This is a genomic window from Halomonas sp. XH26 (assembly GCF_024138895.1).
Classification (GTDB): Bacteria; Pseudomonadota; Gammaproteobacteria; order Pseudomonadales; family Halomonadaceae; genus Vreelandella; species Vreelandella alkaliphila.
In genome coordinates, this window is record NZ_CP071889.1 from 3,404,384 (window position 1) to 3,422,193 (window position 17,810).

Annotated in this window: 18 protein-coding genes; 3 read left to right on the top strand and 15 right to left on the bottom strand. The window is 51.6% G+C overall.

The window, feature by feature from the left end; translation table 11 throughout:
* Window positions 1-105 precede the first annotated feature (105 nt).
* The 5 genes from murJ to J4377_RS15645 all read right to left on the bottom strand — a co-directional run bounded on the left by murJ (window position 106) and on the right by J4377_RS15645 (window position 4,620).
* Complete coding sequence (murJ, locus tag J4377_RS15625; RefSeq protein ID WP_253486106.1) at window positions 106-1,683, bottom strand: murein biosynthesis integral membrane protein MurJ; 1,578 nt, start codon at window positions 1,681-1,683, stop codon at window positions 106-108.
* A gap of 109 nt (window positions 1,684-1,792) precedes the next feature.
* Window positions 1,793-2,059, bottom strand: coding sequence for a 30S ribosomal protein S20 (gene rpsT, locus J4377_RS15630; RefSeq protein ID WP_009722795.1), 267 nt, complete (start codon window positions 2,057-2,059; stop codon window positions 1,793-1,795).
* A gap of 273 nt (window positions 2,060-2,332) precedes the next feature.
* Entirely contained in the window at window positions 2,333-3,088 is a 756-nt protein-coding gene (locus J4377_RS15635) for an amino acid ABC transporter ATP-binding protein (RefSeq protein ID WP_231658054.1), read from the bottom strand.
* A complete protein-coding gene (locus J4377_RS15640) occupies window positions 3,085-3,753 on the bottom strand; it encodes an amino acid ABC transporter permease (protein ID WP_232482853.1) in 669 nt (222 codons plus the stop codon). Before J4377_RS15640 ends, J4377_RS15635 begins: the two co-directional genes overlap by 4 nt.
* Before the next feature lie 96 nt (window positions 3,754-3,849).
* Window positions 3,850-4,620 (bottom strand): amino acid ABC transporter substrate-binding protein, encoded by a 771-nt coding sequence (locus J4377_RS15645; RefSeq protein ID WP_253486107.1) that lies wholly within the window; start codon window positions 4,618-4,620, stop codon window positions 3,850-3,852.
* Window positions 4,621-4,922: 302 nt separating this feature from the next.
* On the opposite strand from J4377_RS15645, the gene J4377_RS15650 reads away from it, so the two are divergent.
* Window positions 4,923-5,138 (top strand): hypothetical protein, encoded by a 216-nt coding sequence (locus J4377_RS15650; RefSeq protein WP_193060803.1) that lies wholly within the window; start codon window positions 4,923-4,925, stop codon window positions 5,136-5,138.
* Window positions 5,138-5,878: a zeta toxin family protein gene (locus tag J4377_RS15655; RefSeq protein WP_253486108.1), complete on the top strand. Its 741-nt coding sequence runs from the start codon at window positions 5,138-5,140 to the stop codon at window positions 5,876-5,878. Before J4377_RS15650 ends, J4377_RS15655 begins: the two co-directional genes overlap by 1 nt.
* A 95-nt stretch (window positions 5,879-5,973) precedes the next feature.
* Here J4377_RS15655 and J4377_RS15660 read toward each other — a convergent pair whose 3' ends face one another.
* The 6 genes from J4377_RS15660 to fliD (J4377_RS15690) all read right to left on the bottom strand — a co-directional run bounded on the left by J4377_RS15660 (window position 5,974) and on the right by fliD (J4377_RS15690) (window position 13,747).
* Window positions 5,974-6,573 carry a hypothetical protein gene (locus J4377_RS15660; RefSeq protein WP_253486109.1) on the bottom strand — a complete coding sequence of 200 codons (600 nt, stop codon included), beginning with the start codon at window positions 6,571-6,573 and terminating at the stop codon, window positions 5,974-5,976.
* Window positions 6,574-7,050: 477 nt separating this feature from the next.
* On the bottom strand, window positions 7,051-7,242 hold the full coding sequence (locus tag J4377_RS15665) for a hypothetical protein (RefSeq protein WP_193060800.1): 192 nt from the start codon (window positions 7,240-7,242) through the stop codon (window positions 7,051-7,053).
* Window positions 7,243-7,338: 96 nt separating this feature from the next.
* The gene (locus J4377_RS18875) at window positions 7,339-8,967 is read right to left on the bottom strand and encodes a flagellin (protein ID WP_301271687.1); all 1,629 of its coding nucleotides are present in this window, start codon (window positions 8,965-8,967) and stop codon (window positions 7,339-7,341) included.
* 491 nt (window positions 8,968-9,458) lie between these two features.
* Window positions 9,459-10,646: an IS110 family transposase gene (locus tag J4377_RS15680; protein WP_253486110.1), complete on the bottom strand. Its 1,188-nt coding sequence runs from the start codon at window positions 10,644-10,646 to the stop codon at window positions 9,459-9,461.
* A gap of 112 nt (window positions 10,647-10,758) precedes the next feature.
* Entirely contained in the window at window positions 10,759-12,162 is a 1,404-nt protein-coding gene (gene fliD / locus J4377_RS15685) for a flagellar filament capping protein FliD (protein ID WP_253486111.1), read from the bottom strand.
* Window positions 12,163-12,394: 232 nt separating this feature from the next.
* A complete protein-coding gene (fliD, locus tag J4377_RS15690; RefSeq protein WP_253486112.1) occupies window positions 12,395-13,747 on the bottom strand; it encodes a flagellar filament capping protein FliD in 1,353 nt (450 codons plus the stop codon).
* A gap of 384 nt (window positions 13,748-14,131) precedes the next feature.
* Here fliD (J4377_RS15690) and J4377_RS15695 point away from each other — a divergent pair, with 384 nt between their 5' ends.
* Window positions 14,132-14,461 (top strand): hypothetical protein, encoded by a 330-nt coding sequence (locus tag J4377_RS15695; RefSeq protein ID WP_095603734.1) that lies wholly within the window; start codon window positions 14,132-14,134, stop codon window positions 14,459-14,461.
* 392 nt (window positions 14,462-14,853) lie between these two features.
* On the opposite strand, the gene J4377_RS15700 is transcribed toward J4377_RS15695, so the two are convergent.
* The 4 genes from J4377_RS15700 to yejK all read right to left on the bottom strand — a co-directional run bounded on the left by J4377_RS15700 (window position 14,854) and on the right by yejK (window position 17,767).
* Window positions 14,854-15,459: a YqhA family protein gene (locus tag J4377_RS15700; protein ID WP_253486113.1), complete on the bottom strand. Its 606-nt coding sequence runs from the start codon at window positions 15,457-15,459 to the stop codon at window positions 14,854-14,856.
* A gap of 66 nt (window positions 15,460-15,525) precedes the next feature.
* Window positions 15,526-16,119 (bottom strand): exopolysaccharide biosynthesis protein, encoded by a 594-nt coding sequence (locus tag J4377_RS15705; RefSeq protein WP_253486114.1) that lies wholly within the window; start codon window positions 16,117-16,119, stop codon window positions 15,526-15,528.
* A 49-nt stretch (window positions 16,120-16,168) separates the two neighbouring features.
* Window positions 16,169-16,624 (bottom strand): TerB family tellurite resistance protein, encoded by a 456-nt coding sequence (locus J4377_RS15710; protein ID WP_095603732.1) that lies wholly within the window; start codon window positions 16,622-16,624, stop codon window positions 16,169-16,171.
* A gap of 129 nt (window positions 16,625-16,753) precedes the next feature.
* On the bottom strand, window positions 16,754-17,767 hold the full coding sequence (yejK, locus tag J4377_RS15715) for a nucleoid-associated protein YejK (RefSeq protein ID WP_038478446.1): 1,014 nt from the start codon (window positions 17,765-17,767) through the stop codon (window positions 16,754-16,756).
* Window positions 17,768-17,810: the final 43 nt, after the last annotated feature.

The window sequence follows — 17,810 nt, forward strand, 5'->3', positions numbered from 1 at the left end:
TCTAAAAGCGTTTGATTATAACGAACGCGCTGATCAGGTGCAGGGGAAGATTAAGTTCGCCCTGGCATCACCTTATTTATCACCCTAACGCTGCCTGTTTGCGCATCAGCTATTCATCTTAAAGTGACGCAGCCGCAGGCCAAACGCGGTCAGCCAGGCAAAATAAAGCCCACCACCCAGCACCACTAACCCTGCTACCCAGCGAATGCGCTGCCACAGTTCAAAATCAAGCCACTCCTGCCAGTCGGGGGCAGCCAGATAAAGCGCAATACTCATCAACGCGCTACCGCCCACTAGTTGTACTGCGTAGCGTCCCCATCCCGGCTGAAAGACCAATACCTTCTGGCGATAGAGCAAATATCCCAGCAACCCAGCATTTAAAAATGCTGAAAGCGCGGTCGCCAATGCCAAGCCTGCGTGAGCAAGCGGCCAAATTAACAGCAGGTTGAACACCATGTTAGCCACCATGGCAATAATGCCTACTTTGACCGGTGTTTTAGTATCCTGACGGGCAAAGAAGCCCGGTGCTAATACCTTGATCAGCATAAATGCCACCAATCCAAAGGCGTACGCGCGTAGGCTCATGGCGGCCATTTGAATATCGGTATCGGTCATTGCCCCGTAGTGGAACAAGGTAATCAAAAACGGTTCTGCCAGCACGGCCAGTGCCAGCGCGGCAGGCACCCCCAATAGCAGCACAACGCGAATAGCCCAGTCTAGCATTGCAGAAAAGTGTTCGGTGGACTGCTCCGCATGACGTTTGGAAAGCGCAGGCAGAATAATCGTGCCAATCGCCACACCGAAGACCCCAAGCGGAAGTTCAACCAACCTATCCGAATAGTACAGCCAAGACACGCTGCCCGCCGTTAACAACGAGGCCAGCACCGTATCCAGCAGTAAGTTAATTTGCGATACCGACACGCCAAACAGCGCGGGCGCCATCAGTTTCAGAATGCGCTTCACGCCTTCGTGGGCAAAATTTGGCCACGGCGTCGGCAGCAACCCAAGGCGCAGCAAAAACGGCACCTGAAACGCTAACTGGGCAGCACCCGCAATCAACACCCCCCAGGCCAGCGCCATGGCGGGCTCTTCCATTAACGGCATTAACAGTAGCGCCGCGCCAATCAGCGAAATATTCAGCAGCACGGGGGTGAACGCGGGCACCGCAAAGCGGTTCCAGGTATTCAGCACGCTACCCGAAAAAGCGGTTAACGAAATCAGCAGCAAATAGGGAAACGTCAGGCGCAGCATGTCGGCTGTCATGGCCAGCTTTTCGGGGTCACGCCCAAAGCCGGGGGCAAATACCCACACCAACCACGGGGCGCCCAGCATCGCCAACGCTGTTATTAGCGCCAAAATAGCTGTCAGGCTGCCCGCTACTGCATTCAGCAGCTCGCGAATTTCCTGTTTACTGCGCTGGGTTGAGTACTCTGAAAGCACCGGCACAAAGGCTTGGTTAAACGCCCCTTCGGCAAACAAACGACGCAGAAAGTTAGGAATTTTAAACGCAACGAAGAACGCATCCGAGCCGTTGCCTGCCCCCAAGAAGGTGGCAACCACCACGTCGCGCACCAACCCCATCACACGCGACAACATGGTCATGGCACTGACCACTAACCCAGAGCGCATCAACCCGCGGCGCGGGGGCGACATATTTGCTTGCGGTGGCGTGTTGGCGGTCATCACTCAATCCATAGTGACTAAAACAAGAGACCCAAAGTCGCCGCTGGCAACGCGACGTATAGACACAAAAAAACCGGCCGCAGCCGGTTTTTTTATGGCGCCTGCCGGCTTACGCCGCCAGAGCCTTAATGCGCTTGTTCAAGCGGCTTTTCAGACGTGCAGCTTTCTTCTTAGAAAGAACGTCTTTATCAGCGATGCGGTCGACAACCGGCTGCATTGCCCGGAACTCTTCCATCGCTTTGCCATGATCGCCGGTGCTGATCGCTTTGATCACACGCTTGATGTAGGTGCGGACCATGCTGCGCTGGCTGGCTTTCAGGACGCGACGAGTCTCGGCCTGGCGGGCGCGCTTGCGTGCTTGCTTGCTGTTCGCCACAGGTATCTCCTTGGAGAATAAAGGTTGCCAATAAACGGCAACGGATTAACTATGTGTTTGTCGGTCGGCTTTCACCACGACATTTCCGTCAGAATCTTTCCACAATAACCAATTGATTTGGAAGCAATTAAAATACTACCAAATGGTGTAACGAGCAGTTCAAAATCTGCCCGTCCACGGGTCTTGTCTGAGAGGATGGCGTAGTCTATCACGCGTTAAGCGGGCTTGCCAGCGCTTGTCAATGCTTTTCCCGCACGGATCGCTACTCACCCGCTAAGGCAATACCTGCCCCGTTGGCGCCAGAATTTTGCGCAGAAAACGCCGCGTCCGCTCATCTTGAGGGTTGGTGAACAGCGCTTCGGGCGGCCCTTGTTCGACAATTTGCCCTTCATCCATAAACACCACCCGGTCGGCGACGTCTCTGGCGAACTGCATTTCGTGGGTCACCACAATCATGGTTTGCTGCTCGGCGGCGAGCTGTTTCATTAAGCTCAGCACCTCTTCCACCCATTGCGGATCCAGCGATGAGGTTGGCTCGTCGAATAGAATCACATCGGCATTCGCGGCCATCGCACGCCCAATGCCTACCCGCTGTTGTTGGCCACCGGAAAGCGATGCTGGGTAAGCATCTGCCTTATCGGCCAAGCCAATGCGCTCTAAAATCTCCCTTGCCCGAGCGTGCGCCTGAGCCTTAGGCAGTTTATCCACGACAATCATGCCTTCGCTGATATTTTCTAACGCCGTTTTGTTGGCAAACAGCCCATAGTTCTGAAACACGAAAGCGGTTCGTCGGCGAAGTGCCAGTATATCGGCACGACTAGCACGCCGGGCATCGACTCTTAAATCGCCTACCGTGATGTGTCCCGCTTCTGGGCGTTCTAGAAAGTTAATACAGCGCAGCAGGGTTGACTTACCGGTACCCGAGGGACCAATAATGACGATAATTTCACCCTGTTCCAGGTGCAAATCAACGTCGGTAAATACTGGCTGCTGGCCAAAACGCTTACTGACAGATTCGAGGGTGATCATCGCTGGTACGCCTTATTCAGATACGTTTCCAGACGGCGCTGACCCCAGGAAAGCGCTTCCACCACCACCCAGTAAATAATCGCCACCAGCAGAAATGCTTCCAGATAGAGAAAGCTGCCCGAGGCTTCTTTTTGGGTAGCACCCATCATTTCGGTCACCCCCAGGGTAAACGCCAGGGAAGTCGCTTTAATCATATCGATGAAGTAGTTCATCAGCGTTGGCGTTGCCACGCGGGTGGCTTGAGGCAGAATAATCCGCCGCATCAATTGAGACTGAGTCATACCGATGGACAACGCCGCTTCGGTCTGGCTACGGTCAATACCCACAATTGCCGCGCGAATGGATTCCGCCATGTAGGCCGAAAAGTGCAGCGTCAAACCAAGCACCGCGGCAGTCACCCCGTTGATGGAAATCAGCGCATTAATCAGTTGGGGCAAACCGTAATAGAACAAAAATAGCTGCACCAATAGCGGCGTTCCGCGAAAAAACGAGATAAACAGCAGCGCTGCGCCGTTCAACACCGGCACCCGCGACACCCGAATGACCGCCAAGAGGCAGGCAATAATCAGCGCAAACACCATGGCGATACTCGCCATTTGCAGCGTTAGCGGTAAATAACTCAGTAGGACCGGCAACAGGTCCCACATATACTCCACATTCAGCATGGTTATTCCAACGTTAGCTTAGTCGCAATAAGCAAAACGGCCGTGGCATTGCCACGGCCGCAAACTAAAGATAGCCGTCACGAGGTAAAGCCGCGATTATGGCTGAGTGATATCAGTATCGAACCATTTTTGCGATATTTCACCTAATGTACCGTTTTCACGCAACTCTTCCAGGGCGGCATCTACGCGGTCACGCTGAGCACGGCCCTCTTTATCATCACGAAACGGCAGCGCGTTTTCTATGATGGTGAACGGCTGGCCAGCCAATGCAAGCGGCAAGCCGCGCTCGCTGATCACTTGGCTAGCGCTAACGCGATCCATCACAAATGCATCGATACGGCCAAGCGCCACATCCTGCTCGACGTTGGATTCGTAAGTACGGATATCGATCTCATCGGCATTAGGCTGTTCACGCAGCAGTTGCTCGTAGTTAGAGCCCAGGTTCACCGCAACGCTTTTACCGGATAAATCTTCAACACTTTGAATAGTGTCGTTACCTGCCCGCACAACGACCTGGGCACCATCGTAAACATACGGAGCGGTGAAGGCGTACTTCGCTTTGCGCTCATCGGTAATGGTGATTTGGTTGGCAATGGTATCAATGCGCCCCGATTCCAACATGCCCGCCAAACCAGAGAAACTCGCTGTCACGAATTCAATCTCATCGCCAGTCACATCACCAACGGCGTTCATAACATCGACTTCAAAGCCTTTCAGCTCATCACGCTCAACAAACGTAAAGGGGAAATACCCCCCAGACATGCCGACGCGCAGCGTATCCGCGTAAGCAGCGGCAGACAGCACACCACCTACAACGCTAAGCGAAAGAACGGCAACGGCTTTTTTCCAACGGCTCACATTCGCCATATTCTTTTTCCTCTTTGGGGCACCTAAGCACCCTGCTTTAGACGTGGGCACCGGTTGCGACGTTCGTCGAATATCCACCGGTGCAATGAGGCCAAGATACCAGCAAAAAAGAAATAATAAACAGCTTTCTTAGTGTTTTTTGGAATTTAGGATCAACCGATGGTGCTATCGTGATGATGACGTGCTCAGCAGCGTTCCACCCATAACCACTCCTATCCCCATTACTATTAGTGTGCTTACACTTATACTCTAGTCCTTGTACTATACATTTATAAGGTGATTTGCAGGCTGGGGAGATAATCGTGGCAACTAAACCTGATGCAGAACAAAGATTTGCAGCACAAACAGTGCGTTACACACGTCGCGCCTACCAAGCGTCATTGAGCCGAGGCCAGAAAGTCGTGGAAATCGCCAACGGAAATCTTGTCGAAACGCGCCCCGATGGCAGCACTTATGTGTTGAAAAAAGCACCCGCTAAACACAAAATTCCTGTAGGCGTGAAGCTGAAGGTGACCTAATGGATCCAACACCAAGGTTGAGAATGTTTGCTGGCCCCAATGGCTCAGGCAAAAGCACCATTCAGAGTGTCATACCTGCACATCTGAAAGGGGTTTACATCAACCCAGATGATATTGAACAAAGCGCCAAGGACACAGGCGCTATCTATTTTGGTGATTATTCTGTCGACATTTCAAAAGCGGATATCAAACACTATTTCTATCAATCGCCTTTAACACGAAAAGCGTCTCTGGCACCTCTGCTTGAAACATTACTATTTGAAGACAACTGCCTTTCCTTTTGTAAAACCGAACCAAACTCCTATATCGCTTCAATTGCCTCATCGCTCATTCGTGATCAGCTTATCGCCTCTAGAATTAGTTTTACGTTTGAAACTGTAATGTCATCAGAAGACAAGATAGAAGTATTACAGGCATCCCGTGCAGCAGGTTTTAAAAACTATCTCTACTACATTGCCACCGACGACCCAGACATTAACGTCCAACGAGTTCACAACCGAGTAGAATCGGGAGGACACACCGTACCAGAAGATAAGATTCGTCAGCGTTACCATCGTTCACTCGACTTATTAATAAATGCCATCAAGCTTGCTGATCGAGCGTTTATATTCGATAACTCAGGTAATGAAGACATATGGCTAGCAGAAGTAACTCCGGAAGGAGAAATTGAACCTAAAGCGGAAGAGCTACCCGACTGGTTTTACCGAAGCGTTATACAGAAGCTCACTCCTGCCTATTAAGAAGCTAGCTCACGTCTGGACTTTTTCTCCGTTGCGGAAGCACCCATTCTTAGCAGAGTGAACGAGAAGGCGAGCAGCAATGATGCCTAAGATGGCTAAACCTTGGCCTTACCAGAAATAACGGCTTTAAAACCTGCCTTGGTGATTGGCTGTTGATTGGCGTCAACCACCTTGCCGCCTAAACGGGCCAATGATTTGGCAAGAGAAACCAACCGCGCAAGCTGAAGCTTGCTGGGCGAAAGGGAGCGACCACTTTCATTCACCTTAATAGTGACACCCTTAATTAAGTACTGGCTATTATCATCGGTAAACGAAGGAAGTTGCCCAGGAGGAAAGGCGTTTTCAATCACAATAGGGTTACGTGAAGACTCCCCCATCACCGTAAAAGATTTCGTACTAGGCTCATACACCGCTCCCGCAGATGCCAGCGCTACGCTTAAGCGCTCATTTAGCCCAGGGGATGGAGTTTCAAACAACACTTGCACGCCCCAAGAAGCACCTTCCTCATTCGCCAGCGTGGGAATATCTTCCGCTTTCGCTTTCGCGCCCATCGAAAGCTTTCTGGGCCGATCAGCAGTCTGGGAAGCGCCTCTAAACTCATCGCTAAGGATCAAATACATAGCGACAAAGCCACAGGTAAGGCTAACCCACATCGTACCAATCGCCACTACTAGCGTGAGCGTATAAGTATCCATACTAGTTTCTCATCCCTACGGCACCCGCAGCGCCTCCACGCCTCAATCTATAAAACACCCTGTTGTTGCTAGCACGGCCCAAAATGAGCCTGCTAAGTGATTATGGTAGAAAAGCGTGTTATCACAAGCCACCCTTGGTCTATAGCGCCTTTCAAGCTACACCAACATCACTCCCGAATGCGCTACGCCGCTATACCCAAGCCCCCGCACCATCTCTCCCAAGAGCCCCCACCGTTATACCCGAGTAATCCACCACACCGTCATTCCCGAGTAAACCACCGCACCGTCATTCCCGAGTAAACCACCGCACCGTTATACCCAGTAAACCACAGCACCGTCATTCCCGAGTGGGGTTATCGGGAATCAATTTTGACCTTTGCCCGATAATACCCAGTTGCCTGTCTCACCATGGATTCCCGCTAAGGGCATGCGGGAATGACGGATCTGGGCGTAACCTCTGTGAGTGGCAGGTGTCAGCTACCCCAACATCGCCTTGGTATGCTCACGCTGTTGCTTCACCGCACCATCTAATATACCCAGCAGCTTTTCATAATCCTCCGGCATCGCTTTATCCATGCCGGTGTCTTCAAAGCGTTGTAAAGTGGCTTGAGTGTCCGCTATGACAGTTTGCAGCTCATCGATAACGTGTTGTTGTTCTTCATTAGTCATACGTCACCTCAGTAAAAAAAACCGGCCCCCAAAGGGAGCCGGTTTAGTGTACTACTTAGTGATACAGCAAATGCTCTATCGAAACTAAGCCTCAGATTAACCCAGCAGTGAAAGAACGTTCTGCGGAATCTGGTTGGCCTGTGCCAGTACAGAAGTACCGGCTTGCTGCAGAATCTGTGCACGCGTCATATCGGCCACTTCAGTAGCGTAATCTGCATCTTCAATGCGTGAACGAGCAGCTGACAGGTTAGTTTCGTTAGTACTTAGGTTTTCGATAGCAGATTCAAAACGGTTCTGCACCGCACCCAGCTCTGAACGGAGACTATCAACTTGCTTCAATGCATTGTCTAGAGCTTCAAGTGGCTTTGCAGTGCCTGTCGTTTGCAACAAATCGGTATCGAAATCTCCACCTGCAGTTGCAACACCATTGAAGGTAGCATTTAGCGTAGCTTCTTTAAGTGTTCCATTATCATTAACCACAGCAGCCACGTTACCATCAGTTTGGAGTGCATATTCAACTCTGTTACCATCAGCGTCCTCTTGGATGGAAACATTACCCGTGGCAGTATCGAATGCTACTGCTAACACAGTGCCATCATCCATACGAACACCATATTTACCTGAATCTTCACCATTTTCTTGAATTTCCTGAACATTATAGTTTTGACCATCGATGTTCACAGCAAGATTACTGTCATTCTTAGCCAATAAATCTGTCGCTTGCGCATTTGAGAGGCCTTGCGTTAGATCAACCTCCTGAGCAGCACCGGCTGGGGCACCAGAATCAACAAAAGCAGTTGTTTTTCCATTAAAAACAGCGACCTGAACATCTTCCATGTCACCATTAGCGTTTTCAACTTGAACCTTTTCATAGCCGCCAGTGCCGTCTTGCTTCAGCAAATTGATTTGGTTGCTATTGTCTGCATCCTGAGCGACGAAATAATCACCACCATCAATTTTGACGCTATAGACAGCTTTGTTAGCACCTGTGCCAGAGTTTGTCAAGTCACCGGTAGCAGTGGCAGTAATACCAGTAGCATCATTAAAGTAATCTAAGGTTGCAGTATCGTCTGCAAGCGGCGCAGCACTAAAGTTAGTTCCATTCGTATCGAAGGCAGTGTCATCTGCAATTGCTACATTGGTAATAGCGGAGACATCGCTCTTTCTAGCAATAGAATCAGAGAACTCTACTTTTTTATCAGAAACACTGAAATCACCAAGACCCAGAGTTTCGGCAGTTATTTCTTTCAAGTTTACTTTAATGGCTTCACCATCATTCGCGCCAACTTGAATACTAACACCCTGTTCACTTGCCAGAACTTTAGTGCCGTTAAAATTTGTTTCGCCAGAAATACGATCAATTTCTTCAAGGCGTTGGTTAATTTCGTCCTGAATTGACTGCAAGTCGTCAGTAGAGTTTGTGCCATTCTGAGCCTGTACAGCCAGCTCACGCACACGCTGCAGGTTATCGTTTACTTGGTTCAGTGCGCCTTCAGCGGTTTGCGCGATGGAGATACCGTCGTTGGCATTACGCTGCGCCTGAGACAGACCGGTGATCTGTGAAGACATCCGGTTGGCAATAGCCTGACCAGCTGCGTCATCCTTGGCGCTGTTGATACGCAGGCCAGAACTCAAACGCTCCATAGAAGTCGTCAGAGCATTTTGTGATTTGGACAGGTTTTGCTGGCCAATCATGGAAGTAATGTTGGTATTGATCACTGACATGGTGTGATTCTCCTTGCATGAACACTGGCCGGAAGGCCTGCTAATCGGCCACTTTGTGCGCCGTTATTAGAATTAACGGCACGGCGGGGGGAATCTTTAGGGTGATTAGTAAAAAAAGATGTAATGTTTGGTAACTGAAGCGGGAGGGAAGTAGCACTTTTAGGGAAGTTGAGGTTGATTCACTATCTTCGCAGCTGAGATCGCGAGCTAAAGCTCCCTCCTGGTATGGATTGACCTGTCAAGGGCACGGTTATCTTTCGTTCATTCGGTTGTCCTCAATGCCTAGGGGGCAGGAAGCGAAGGGCTATCTGCGACGGTGGATCTCTCTGGTATTCGTGGGTTGGTTACCGACCTGTCATCACTTCGTCGCGGAGCTACCCTGCTCTACAAGCGAGGGTCACCCAGCCCCAGAGGGCGGGGCCTCATAGGAGGGCCAGGGGTTCTCCCACCGGCCCGACGCTCCCTGACACCTAGACACTGGAACGTGATAGTCATGCGGTTGCCCGGCTTCCGTGCGGTTTGCCCACAGCCTCACAGGCAATCGCCCACATAAACCCCGTCAATTCGCGCGCGACGGCGGTGATAACCTGCTGCTTCATCTTGCCCGTGGCCGCCAATCGACGGTAACGTCCGCAGAGTCGTTTCTGTGCTTCCCAGGCGATTGCCTGCACCGTCGGCGTGGTCTGCTCGGCTCGCTTCTCAATAATGCGCGTCTTGCGCGCGGGGAAGCGATAGCTCCAGGCGGCCTCCACCAACACACGACGCACATGACCATTACCCGTTTTAGTGATGCCTCCCTGTCGGCGACTACCGCCACTGGAGTGCTCGCTGGGCACTAGTCCCAGGTAGGCCATCAGTTGCCGCGGTGAGTCGAACCGGCTGATATCACCCAGCTCGGCCAGCACTGTCATGGCGGTAATCAGGCTGATCCCACGCATCGCCATTAGCGACCGAACCACCGAGGCCAGTGACCACTCCATTAACGCCGCTTCCATTTGCTTCTCTAACCCTGCAACGCGTCGTTGAGCCTCTCTCACGGCCTCAATGTACTCCTGTAGCACGATCTGCTGAATCCGATTATCGAAGCGGACGGTCTCGAGCCAGCGAAAATGAACCGGTATCCACTTACTTTTGCCAGTGTAGACCTTGCCGTGGCGTAGCAAGAATGCGCTCAGACGTTGACGTGCTTTAAGCTCAATGGCCTTCATATCCTCACGGGCACGTGTCAGATCACGAATGGCTTCCTGCTCAGGCGTGGGCACCCAGACCGGCGTGAGTTCGCCAGCACGTGAGAGACGGGCCAGCATGACGGCGTCTCGTCGGTCGGTCTTGACGCGATCTCCCGCACGACGAGGAATCAGTGATGGGGCAACCACTTCGCCATCATGGCCGCTGGCCTGAATCTGGTGATAGAGGCCGTAACCACAAGGGCCAGCCTCATAACTGAACAACAGAGGCTGCCCGTTGAACCGCTGGCTGAGCTGGCGAATCATCTTGTCAATGGCCTTGGATTCGTTAGGAATCTCGCCACGAAACTCGGGCTCGAGCCGCCCCGCCTCGGCGATAGAGACGGCAATGGTGGCCTTGTGCACATCCAGGCCGATATAAGCGGCATGGACGTTGCCAGCGCCGCTACGGCGTTCACCAAAGGACGGTTGATTTACGCTAGACTGTTTCATGACCTGCCTCCCTTAATAGTGGCTCTGCGTTGTTGCCTCAACCTCAACATAACCCACGAAGTTGAGGAGGGGCAGGTCAATCCATCATGTCTACAATGTTACAGCGTTAAGATTATTTCTTACGGCCTAACTGACTATCCAGGGCGTCGAACTGCTGGGTGAGGTAGCTGCTCATGCTGTTCATCTGGGAAATCATCGCATCTAGCTGGCCGAACTGGGTGCGGTAGCGGGAGATGGTGCCTTCAATGGTTTTTTCCATGCGCTCAAAACGGTCGTCCAAGCTTTTAACACGGTTTTCCGCGCCGCTAATCGCTAGTTTTACCACGCCATTGTTGCCCAGCATCTGTTCGATTGTAGTGTTTAGCCTACCCGCCATGCCGTCGCCCTCGCTTTCACCGGCAAAAAAGGCATTGAGGGCTTGAGGATTATTGGCAACTAGATCGTTTAGCACATCGTCATCAACCTTGAGCTTGCCATCTCGTTGCAGAGTGATGCCTAGCTGGTTAAGCGTCGATAACTCACCGCCTTCTACCCCGCCGGTTAATACACTGCGCAGCCGAGATTCAATGGTGCGCACGGTATTGTCTCCCACTAGCTCTCCAGCTGTTTCGCTATCACCGGTAAAGCTAGTGAGTTTGCCAATGGTGCCTTTTAAGTCGTTAAACGCTTTTACAAAGCCATTAATCGCTTCGCGCTGCTTTAGTGTATCGCGCTCAATATTAATGGTGCTGGAAGCCGTTTCGCCGTCCACGATATCGAGTTCAGCAAGATTTAGCGTTACGCCTTGAATAGCGCCTTCAATACTATTTTCCGCACTACTAATCGCAATGCCATTAACCGTAAGCGCGGCATTCTCCCCTGGGCGCTTTGTTGTCGCATCTTCAACAAAGGGGCCTGGCACCACGGTGCCACCGGCATCAACAAAGCTAAAGCTTTCAATAGAAGCGTCTGCGCCAGTGGTTTTAGAGCTAAGTGCCAGCCGGTAGCCCGTGCCATCATTGATAATCGTGGCGTTAACACCAGCTTCTTTATCAGCGTTAATGGCATCACGCATATCAGCAAGGCTACTGCCTTCTGCGATGTTGATATCGACGGTCTCACCATCGCCAAAGGTCAGCTGCAGCGCGGTCGCCCCTTGTAGATCGAGCGCTTGGTCTTTGGTATCTACCCGGCTTGAAGCCAGCGTGCCAGAGGTGGCCAATTGGCTGACCTCTACCCGGTAGCTGCCCGGCAGCGCATCAGCGGCGGCAGTCGCTTTAATGGCTTCTCCACCACCTGTGCCACGCAAATTGGCGGAAAGGCTTTGATAGAGCTTGGGGTCATTAATTTTAGCGACCGCATCTTGAAACGCGTTCAGCGACGTTTGAAGTTGACCGAACGCAGAAATTTTCGCCTGCTGCTGTTTCTTTTGAAGCGTAATCGGCGCGAGTTTGCCCCGCTCAGCCGCTTGAAGCTGATCAAGCAAACCAGTGAGATCAAGGCCAGAACCAACGCCAAGAGAGGTTATCGTCGCCATGCGGGGGTGTTCCTCAGTGCAAAAGGCTAAACCACAATACCCAGGCACGCATGCGCACGCCCGTTTATTTAATAGCACTGCTATCGGCAGAAAAGCGCACAACTTTAGCGCCTTTTCGCGCTTTCGCCGCTTTTCATACTTTTTTACTAGAAATGGGAATTTTCTAATGAAAACGCCTGCAGGAAGCAGGCGTTAGCGTAAGCGTTCAGCAACCACCAAATTACTTTAGCGGCTATTTACGCCCAAGCTGAGCGTCGAGGGCATCAAACTGCTGGGTTAGATAGCTGCTGGTTTGGTTCATCTGAGCAATCATGCTATCCAACTGGCCGAACTGGGTACGGTAGCGTGAAATGGTCTTCTCAATGGTTTGTTCTGTTCGGGTGTAGCGCTCCACTAGGGATTCCACACGATTTTCCGCCCCAGTAATGGCTCCCTTCACTGCACCGTTCGTGCCTAACAACTGGTCTAGGCCTTGGTTTAACTGGCCTGCCATACCTGAATCGTCGGCGTCACCGGCGAAGAACGCCGACAGCGCATCCTGGTTATTGACAATGGCGTTATCCAGCTCGCTTTCATCAATAGAAAGCGTGCCGTCCCGCTGTAGTGAAATACCAATATCACTAAGCATCGAGAACTCACCTTCGATACCGCCACTTAATATGCTGCGCATGCGAGATTCCACAGTGCGCACCGTATTATCGCCGTTAAGCTCGCCTGCCACGCCGGTTTCCGCATTGAAACTGGTCAGCTCGCCGATGGTGCCCTTGAGGTCGTTATAGGCATCGACAAAGCCCGTAATCGCTTCACGAACAGCGCGTGTATTCTGCTCGACTGCCACGGTGCTATCGCCCTCTTCTTGAAGATTAAGCGTCACGCCTTGAATCGCCCCTTCAACCTGATTGGTAGGGCTGGTAATAGCAATGCCATTCACCGTCAACGCGGCATCGGTGCCTGCTTGTAGGGTGTTATCGGTGTCGGCGGCGAAAGGCGCAGTGCCTGCATCGGAAAAGCTAAAGCCGGTAATAGAGGCATCCGCACCGGTTTCGCTGGAACTAAGCGCCAGCCGATAGTTGGTGCCGTCGTTCACAATAGTGGCGTTAACGCCTGAATCCTCACTGGCATTAATCGCATCGCGAATATCTTCCAGGCTGCTATTCGCACCGATGGTGACGTCTTTACTGGCCCCATCACCGAATGTGAAGGTTAACGTTTGCTCAGTGGTCGTTAGCGGCGCGTCCAGTTCGGCAACGCCTTCAGAGGCCAGCGTGCCACGGGTAGCGAGTGTATCAACGGTGACGTTATAACTACCGGGCTGCGCTTCGCCGTCTGCCGTGGCAGTAATGGCATCGCCTCCCACATTCGTGGAAAGGCTTTCGTAAAGCGCACTGTCGTTTAACTCAGCTGATGCAGTTTGAAATTTGGAAAGCGCACTTTGCAGCTGACCATAAGCAGAAATCTTGGTCTGCTGGGTTTCCAGTTGACGCTCTATAGGCTTCAGCTTCCCTCGCTCAGCATCTTGCAGTTGATCCAGCAAGCCGTTGAGGTCGAGTCCTGAGCCAATTCCGAGTGATGAAATGGAAGCCATAAGTTACTGCCCTTTTTTTAAAAAACGCCCAACACGCTGGCGCTGCTCATACGTAAGAATGTGATTTATTATTGAATACTATCGACCATTAAAGCTCAGACTTGAGCCTAATTGGCTTTTTTTACGTACGAAAAGGTAATGAATTGTAAAAGATGGCGCCTGTAAAAAGCTCAAAAAGGCATAATGCCATCCATCGGGATTAACACTTTTCTGTGTATTCTCTAGTGACTTACATGGTGAATTATCTAGATGACAGGAACATGTCAGGAAAAGGTCGGCGGTTGCTTTGACACTAACGAACCATAGACCTTGGTCTAACACCTGCATTGCTTTATAATGCACTGCAACAAGCCCATTTTGGGGCTGTTTGCAGGAGAACGACTTATGCCTTCCGAGGTGTCACAACCCGCATCCACCGTAGCGTCTGCCGCTTATCATGTGCAGCGCAGCCTACGCCACTGCCTTTCTACCGTTGCCGAGCTGCTTTACGATAACGGCCATGTGCTCGAAACCATTACCTTGCCGCAGCGTGGTCTTGCCCGACGCGAGCTGGCTCATTTGAAGGGGCATTGCCCTAGTTGGAAAACATGCCAACGGGTGCTTGAAGAGAGCGGCGCCGCTGAATTTAATGATTACGACCGCTTCGTACTGACGTCTATGGGGCGGGAGCTAATGTTTGATATGTTTGGCCAGGGAGCTGCCGACTGCGCGTAATCGCGTTTGCTTTGCTCTGCACGTTCTAAATACGACGCTCTAAATACGACGTTTTAAATACAAAGCGCCCGCAGCCCCTTGAAAAAAGAGCTGCGGGCGCTTTTCTATTGGCGTGGTGTGCTTAGCGCAGTCCAAGCAGCGATAGAATAAACAGCACAACAACGATTAGACCAATAATGTAGATAATGTTACGCATAACGGCACTCCTTGCTTTTGCGTTTAAAGGCTTGCTTCAAAGAAAGCAACACCTTGAAATAACACCTCTAGCCTAGCAGTGATTGGTTATGTTTGCGTAATTTACCCTTGGTGGGCATTAAATCGCTCTCTTAAACCGTGCCAGCAGCTACTACTGGTGTGGCCATTGAGAATATGAACAGTGAAATAACCCTTTTTTACTCATCCTTATGCCCTAGACTCATAAAATAAAGCGCTGCGGCCAGCGCCAGCACCGAAAGCGCGAGATAGATGGCTTCCAGTGGCGTTGTGAAACGGATATCCACCACGGCGCGGAAAAACTCAATAATCACCGCCAGAATCACCACGCGGGCAATTTTGTCCTTGAGTTGATCCAGTGAGCCTACGTTAAACGGGTGCTTGGGATAACGCACTTCCGCCTGATCGATACGGGAAACAAACAGCCGATAGATACCTAGCCCGAAGATCAGCAGCACAATCGCTATTAAATACACATCAACGGCGATGATGATGTCTGGCACCAGGGTGTCGTGGATATCTTGAGAGCTATCCATCAGGTAGTAGCGCAGTACGTCACCCACCACGGTTAAGATATCCAGCGTGCCAACAATAAACAGCATCAGTGAGCCCAACAGGCTTGGCACTACCGCCAGCATTACTAGAAAGCGAGAATTCCAAAGCACCGTTTCAATCCGCCGCTCCCAGGGAGATTGTTCACGGGGCGTTTTGGGCGCAGGCGGCAGTGCTGAATGTGGCGACGGTGAGTTCGATGATGATGACTCAGACGGTGCTGGATCAGACATGGTACGTGCTTACTCCTTTTTAAAAAACCGCCAGCTTAGGCGGCGCTAGGATGATCGTACGCGAACTTATAGCACGTTGATCAGCACAACCGTAAACGTAACTCCGGTGAGTAGAAAACCCAGCGAGAGCATGATGCCATCTCGGGCAACTAAGCCTAAACCAAACAGAGTAAGCGCTAAGCCCGCGCCGTTGGCGCTAAACGGAATAAACTCCATCGGCGGCATGGCTAACGCGATAAGCAGGCACATCACGGCGGTGACGCGTATCCCGATATAGCCAGTCATCCACGCTAGGCGCACACCTAGTAAGCTATCAATCCACGTGGCGGGCTTTTTCATGTAGTGAATGGCTTTATCGAATTTAGTTCGGGAAATCGAGCGTTTTACCAGCCATTTAGGTAACCAGAAAGTTTCCCTGCCGATTAATAACTGAACGGACGTGAGCAACACCAACGCCGCCATAAGCGTTGGCATACCGGGAATATCACCGATGATGGGCGCAAGTGTGATTAGCCCAGCAAGCAACAATAGTGGCCCAAATGAACGCCTGCCCACCGCGTGAACCACGTCGTCTACGCTTACATTGGCTTTTTCACGCTCCATTCGCTCCATGGTGTTAATCAGTTCGGTTAAGTTCGATGCATCCTGCCTATCATTCATTGACGTGTCAGCGCTCCCTTCCTATGGTTTAGCGTCTATCCTGGGGGCATTATTCAGCGTGGGGCGTACTTTCTAGCTTGCTGCGAATAAAGTCGCTATGGCTGACGTGCAGGAGATCTGCCAGCCGCCGGATACGGTGCTCTTCGAGTGGGTCGATACTGCCGTCTGCCCAAGCAAGCTGCCACATTAACGCTACCAACTCGCAGCGCTGCTCATAACCGTAGTGCTCTTTTATCAGGCTGACAAACTGGTAATGATCGACGGCATCATCTACTTCTGCTTCCGCCAACGTCATTAACTCGTTAACGTCGCTTTCGCTTAAGTGGTAGCGGTTGATGAGCATCTGCTTGAGCGCGGCGCGTTCAGCATCGCTTTTATCGTAGTCGGCACGCATGACTTCACAGAGCAGCGCCGCCGTTGCGAGTTCTAGCGTCAGGGTTTGATTATCACGCTGCTCAGGTTCTGCCAGCGCGCGTTGGAAGAAATTGCTAATGGCATCCAGCACGGTTTCTCTCCTGTTAATAAACCTGCCACTTCGACTGGCGATATGGCACTTAGTGCCCTTTACGCCTAAGCGCCCACCCTCTACTACTCACTATTCACCAATCGCTATTCACCAATCACGATTTACTAATCACTCCTTACGCTTCGCCAACTGCTCTTTTAGCTGCTTGGGCACTTGCTTGATAATCAGGCGATCCTGGTTTTCATCGTACTCAATGCTGGACCCGAGCAGGTGGGAGTCAAAACTGATCGATACGCCCCCAGCACGTCCGGTAAAACGGCGGAACTGACTGATAGTACGCTTGTCGGGCGGAATCTCTGGAGAAAGGCCGTAGTCAGCATTACGGATATGGTCGTAAAACGCTTTGGGCTGCTTTTCGTCCACCAGCCCCGAAAGCTCTTCTAACGTCATTGGCTCGCCACGGCGCAGCTGCTCGTTGGCGTAGTCGACCAGGGTGTCGGTTTTTTCTCGGCTGGCTTCGTCGTCGTAGTCCTCTTTTTCGACGTAATCACTGAAAGCTTTCAGCAGCGTGCGGGTTTCGGCGGGAGCATCAATGCCCTCTTCCATTCCCAACAGCGCTATCAAACCATCGGCTAGCTTTTTGCCGCCGCGGTCTTTTAAAAACGACACATATTGTGCGCTTTCAGAATCGCTCTGCCACTGGGTAAGGTTTACCCGTGCTGCCAAGGTGAGCTGGCTGGTATTAAGCTGCGCGGCGGGCACTGCTTGGTGCTCTGCGTTAATGCCAATACCTTCCCTCTGATGAACTAAGCCTAAAAACAGTGTCTCGGTATCGCCCTGGCGTAGATGTGCGAACACTAAGTAGCCGCTAACGGAGAGCTGCTCTTGCAGGGTTTGCGCCAAGCGCTCGGCAATCGCAATAGAAAGCTGGGTGAAATCCTGCTCTTCTGCCATATATGCCCGCAGCCAGGCGACCAGCGGCCCAGCCTGCTCGCCCTGCTCAGCAAATCGCCCCCACCCTTTGGCTTTGGTGTTGTAGGTATCATTTAGCGAATTCACCAAGCTTGCCATCACAGGGTCGTCGTGGGCCGCGGGTGTTGACGCAGGTGCCGCCGTGACGGTCAAACGTTCACCATCTAATGATGGATCAAGGCGGTGCACAATACTTTGCAGTAGCGGCATAAGCGGGAGTTACCTTTTATTTAAGAGCGGTTTAGCTAAGAAC

Excerpts from the sequence above, each read along its gene's own strand:
- murJ (WP_253486106.1), bottom strand. The coding sequence starts at position 1,683 with ATGACCGCCAACACGCCACCGCAAGCAAATATGTCGCCCCCGCGCCGC.
- J4377_RS15635 (WP_231658054.1), bottom strand. The coding sequence starts at position 3,088 with ATGATCACCCTCGAATCTGTCAGTAAGCGTTTTGGCCAGCAGCCAGTA.
- J4377_RS15640 (WP_232482853.1), bottom strand. The coding sequence starts at position 3,753 with ATGCTGAATGTGGAGTATATGTGGGACCTGTTGCCGGTCCTACTGAGT.
- J4377_RS15645 (WP_253486107.1), bottom strand. The coding sequence starts at position 4,620 with ATGGCGAATGTGAGCCGTTGGAAAAAAGCCGTTGCCGTTCTTTCGCTT.
- J4377_RS15655 (WP_253486108.1), top strand. The coding sequence starts at position 5,138 with ATGGATCCAACACCAAGGTTGAGAATGTTTGCTGGCCCCAATGGCTCA.
- J4377_RS15660 (WP_253486109.1), bottom strand. The coding sequence starts at position 6,573 with ATGGATACTTATACGCTCACGCTAGTAGTGGCGATTGGTACGATGTGG.
- J4377_RS15665 (WP_193060800.1), bottom strand. The coding sequence starts at position 7,242 with ATGACTAATGAAGAACAACAACACGTTATCGATGAGCTGCAAACTGTC.
- J4377_RS18875 (WP_301271687.1), bottom strand. The coding sequence starts at position 8,967 with ATGTCAGTGATCAATACCAACATTACTTCCATGATTGGCCAGCAAAAC.
- J4377_RS15680 (WP_253486110.1), bottom strand. The coding sequence starts at position 10,646 with ATGAAACAGTCTAGCGTAAATCAACCGTCCTTTGGTGAACGCCGTAGC.
- fliD (WP_253486111.1), bottom strand. The coding sequence starts at position 12,162 with ATGGCGACGATAACCTCTCTTGGCGTTGGTTCTGGCCTTGATCTCACT.
- fliD (WP_253486112.1), bottom strand. The coding sequence starts at position 13,747 with ATGGCTTCCATTTCATCACTCGGAATTGGCTCAGGACTCGACCTCAAC.
- J4377_RS15695 (WP_095603734.1), top strand. The coding sequence starts at position 14,132 with ATGCCTTCCGAGGTGTCACAACCCGCATCCACCGTAGCGTCTGCCGCT.
- J4377_RS15700 (WP_253486113.1), bottom strand. The coding sequence starts at position 15,459 with ATGTCTGATCCAGCACCGTCTGAGTCATCATCATCGAACTCACCGTCG.
- J4377_RS15705 (WP_253486114.1), bottom strand. The coding sequence starts at position 16,119 with ATGAATGATAGGCAGGATGCATCGAACTTAACCGAACTGATTAACACC.
- yejK (WP_038478446.1), bottom strand. The coding sequence starts at position 17,767 with ATGCCGCTACTGCAAAGTATTGTGCACCGCCTTGATCCATCATTAGAT.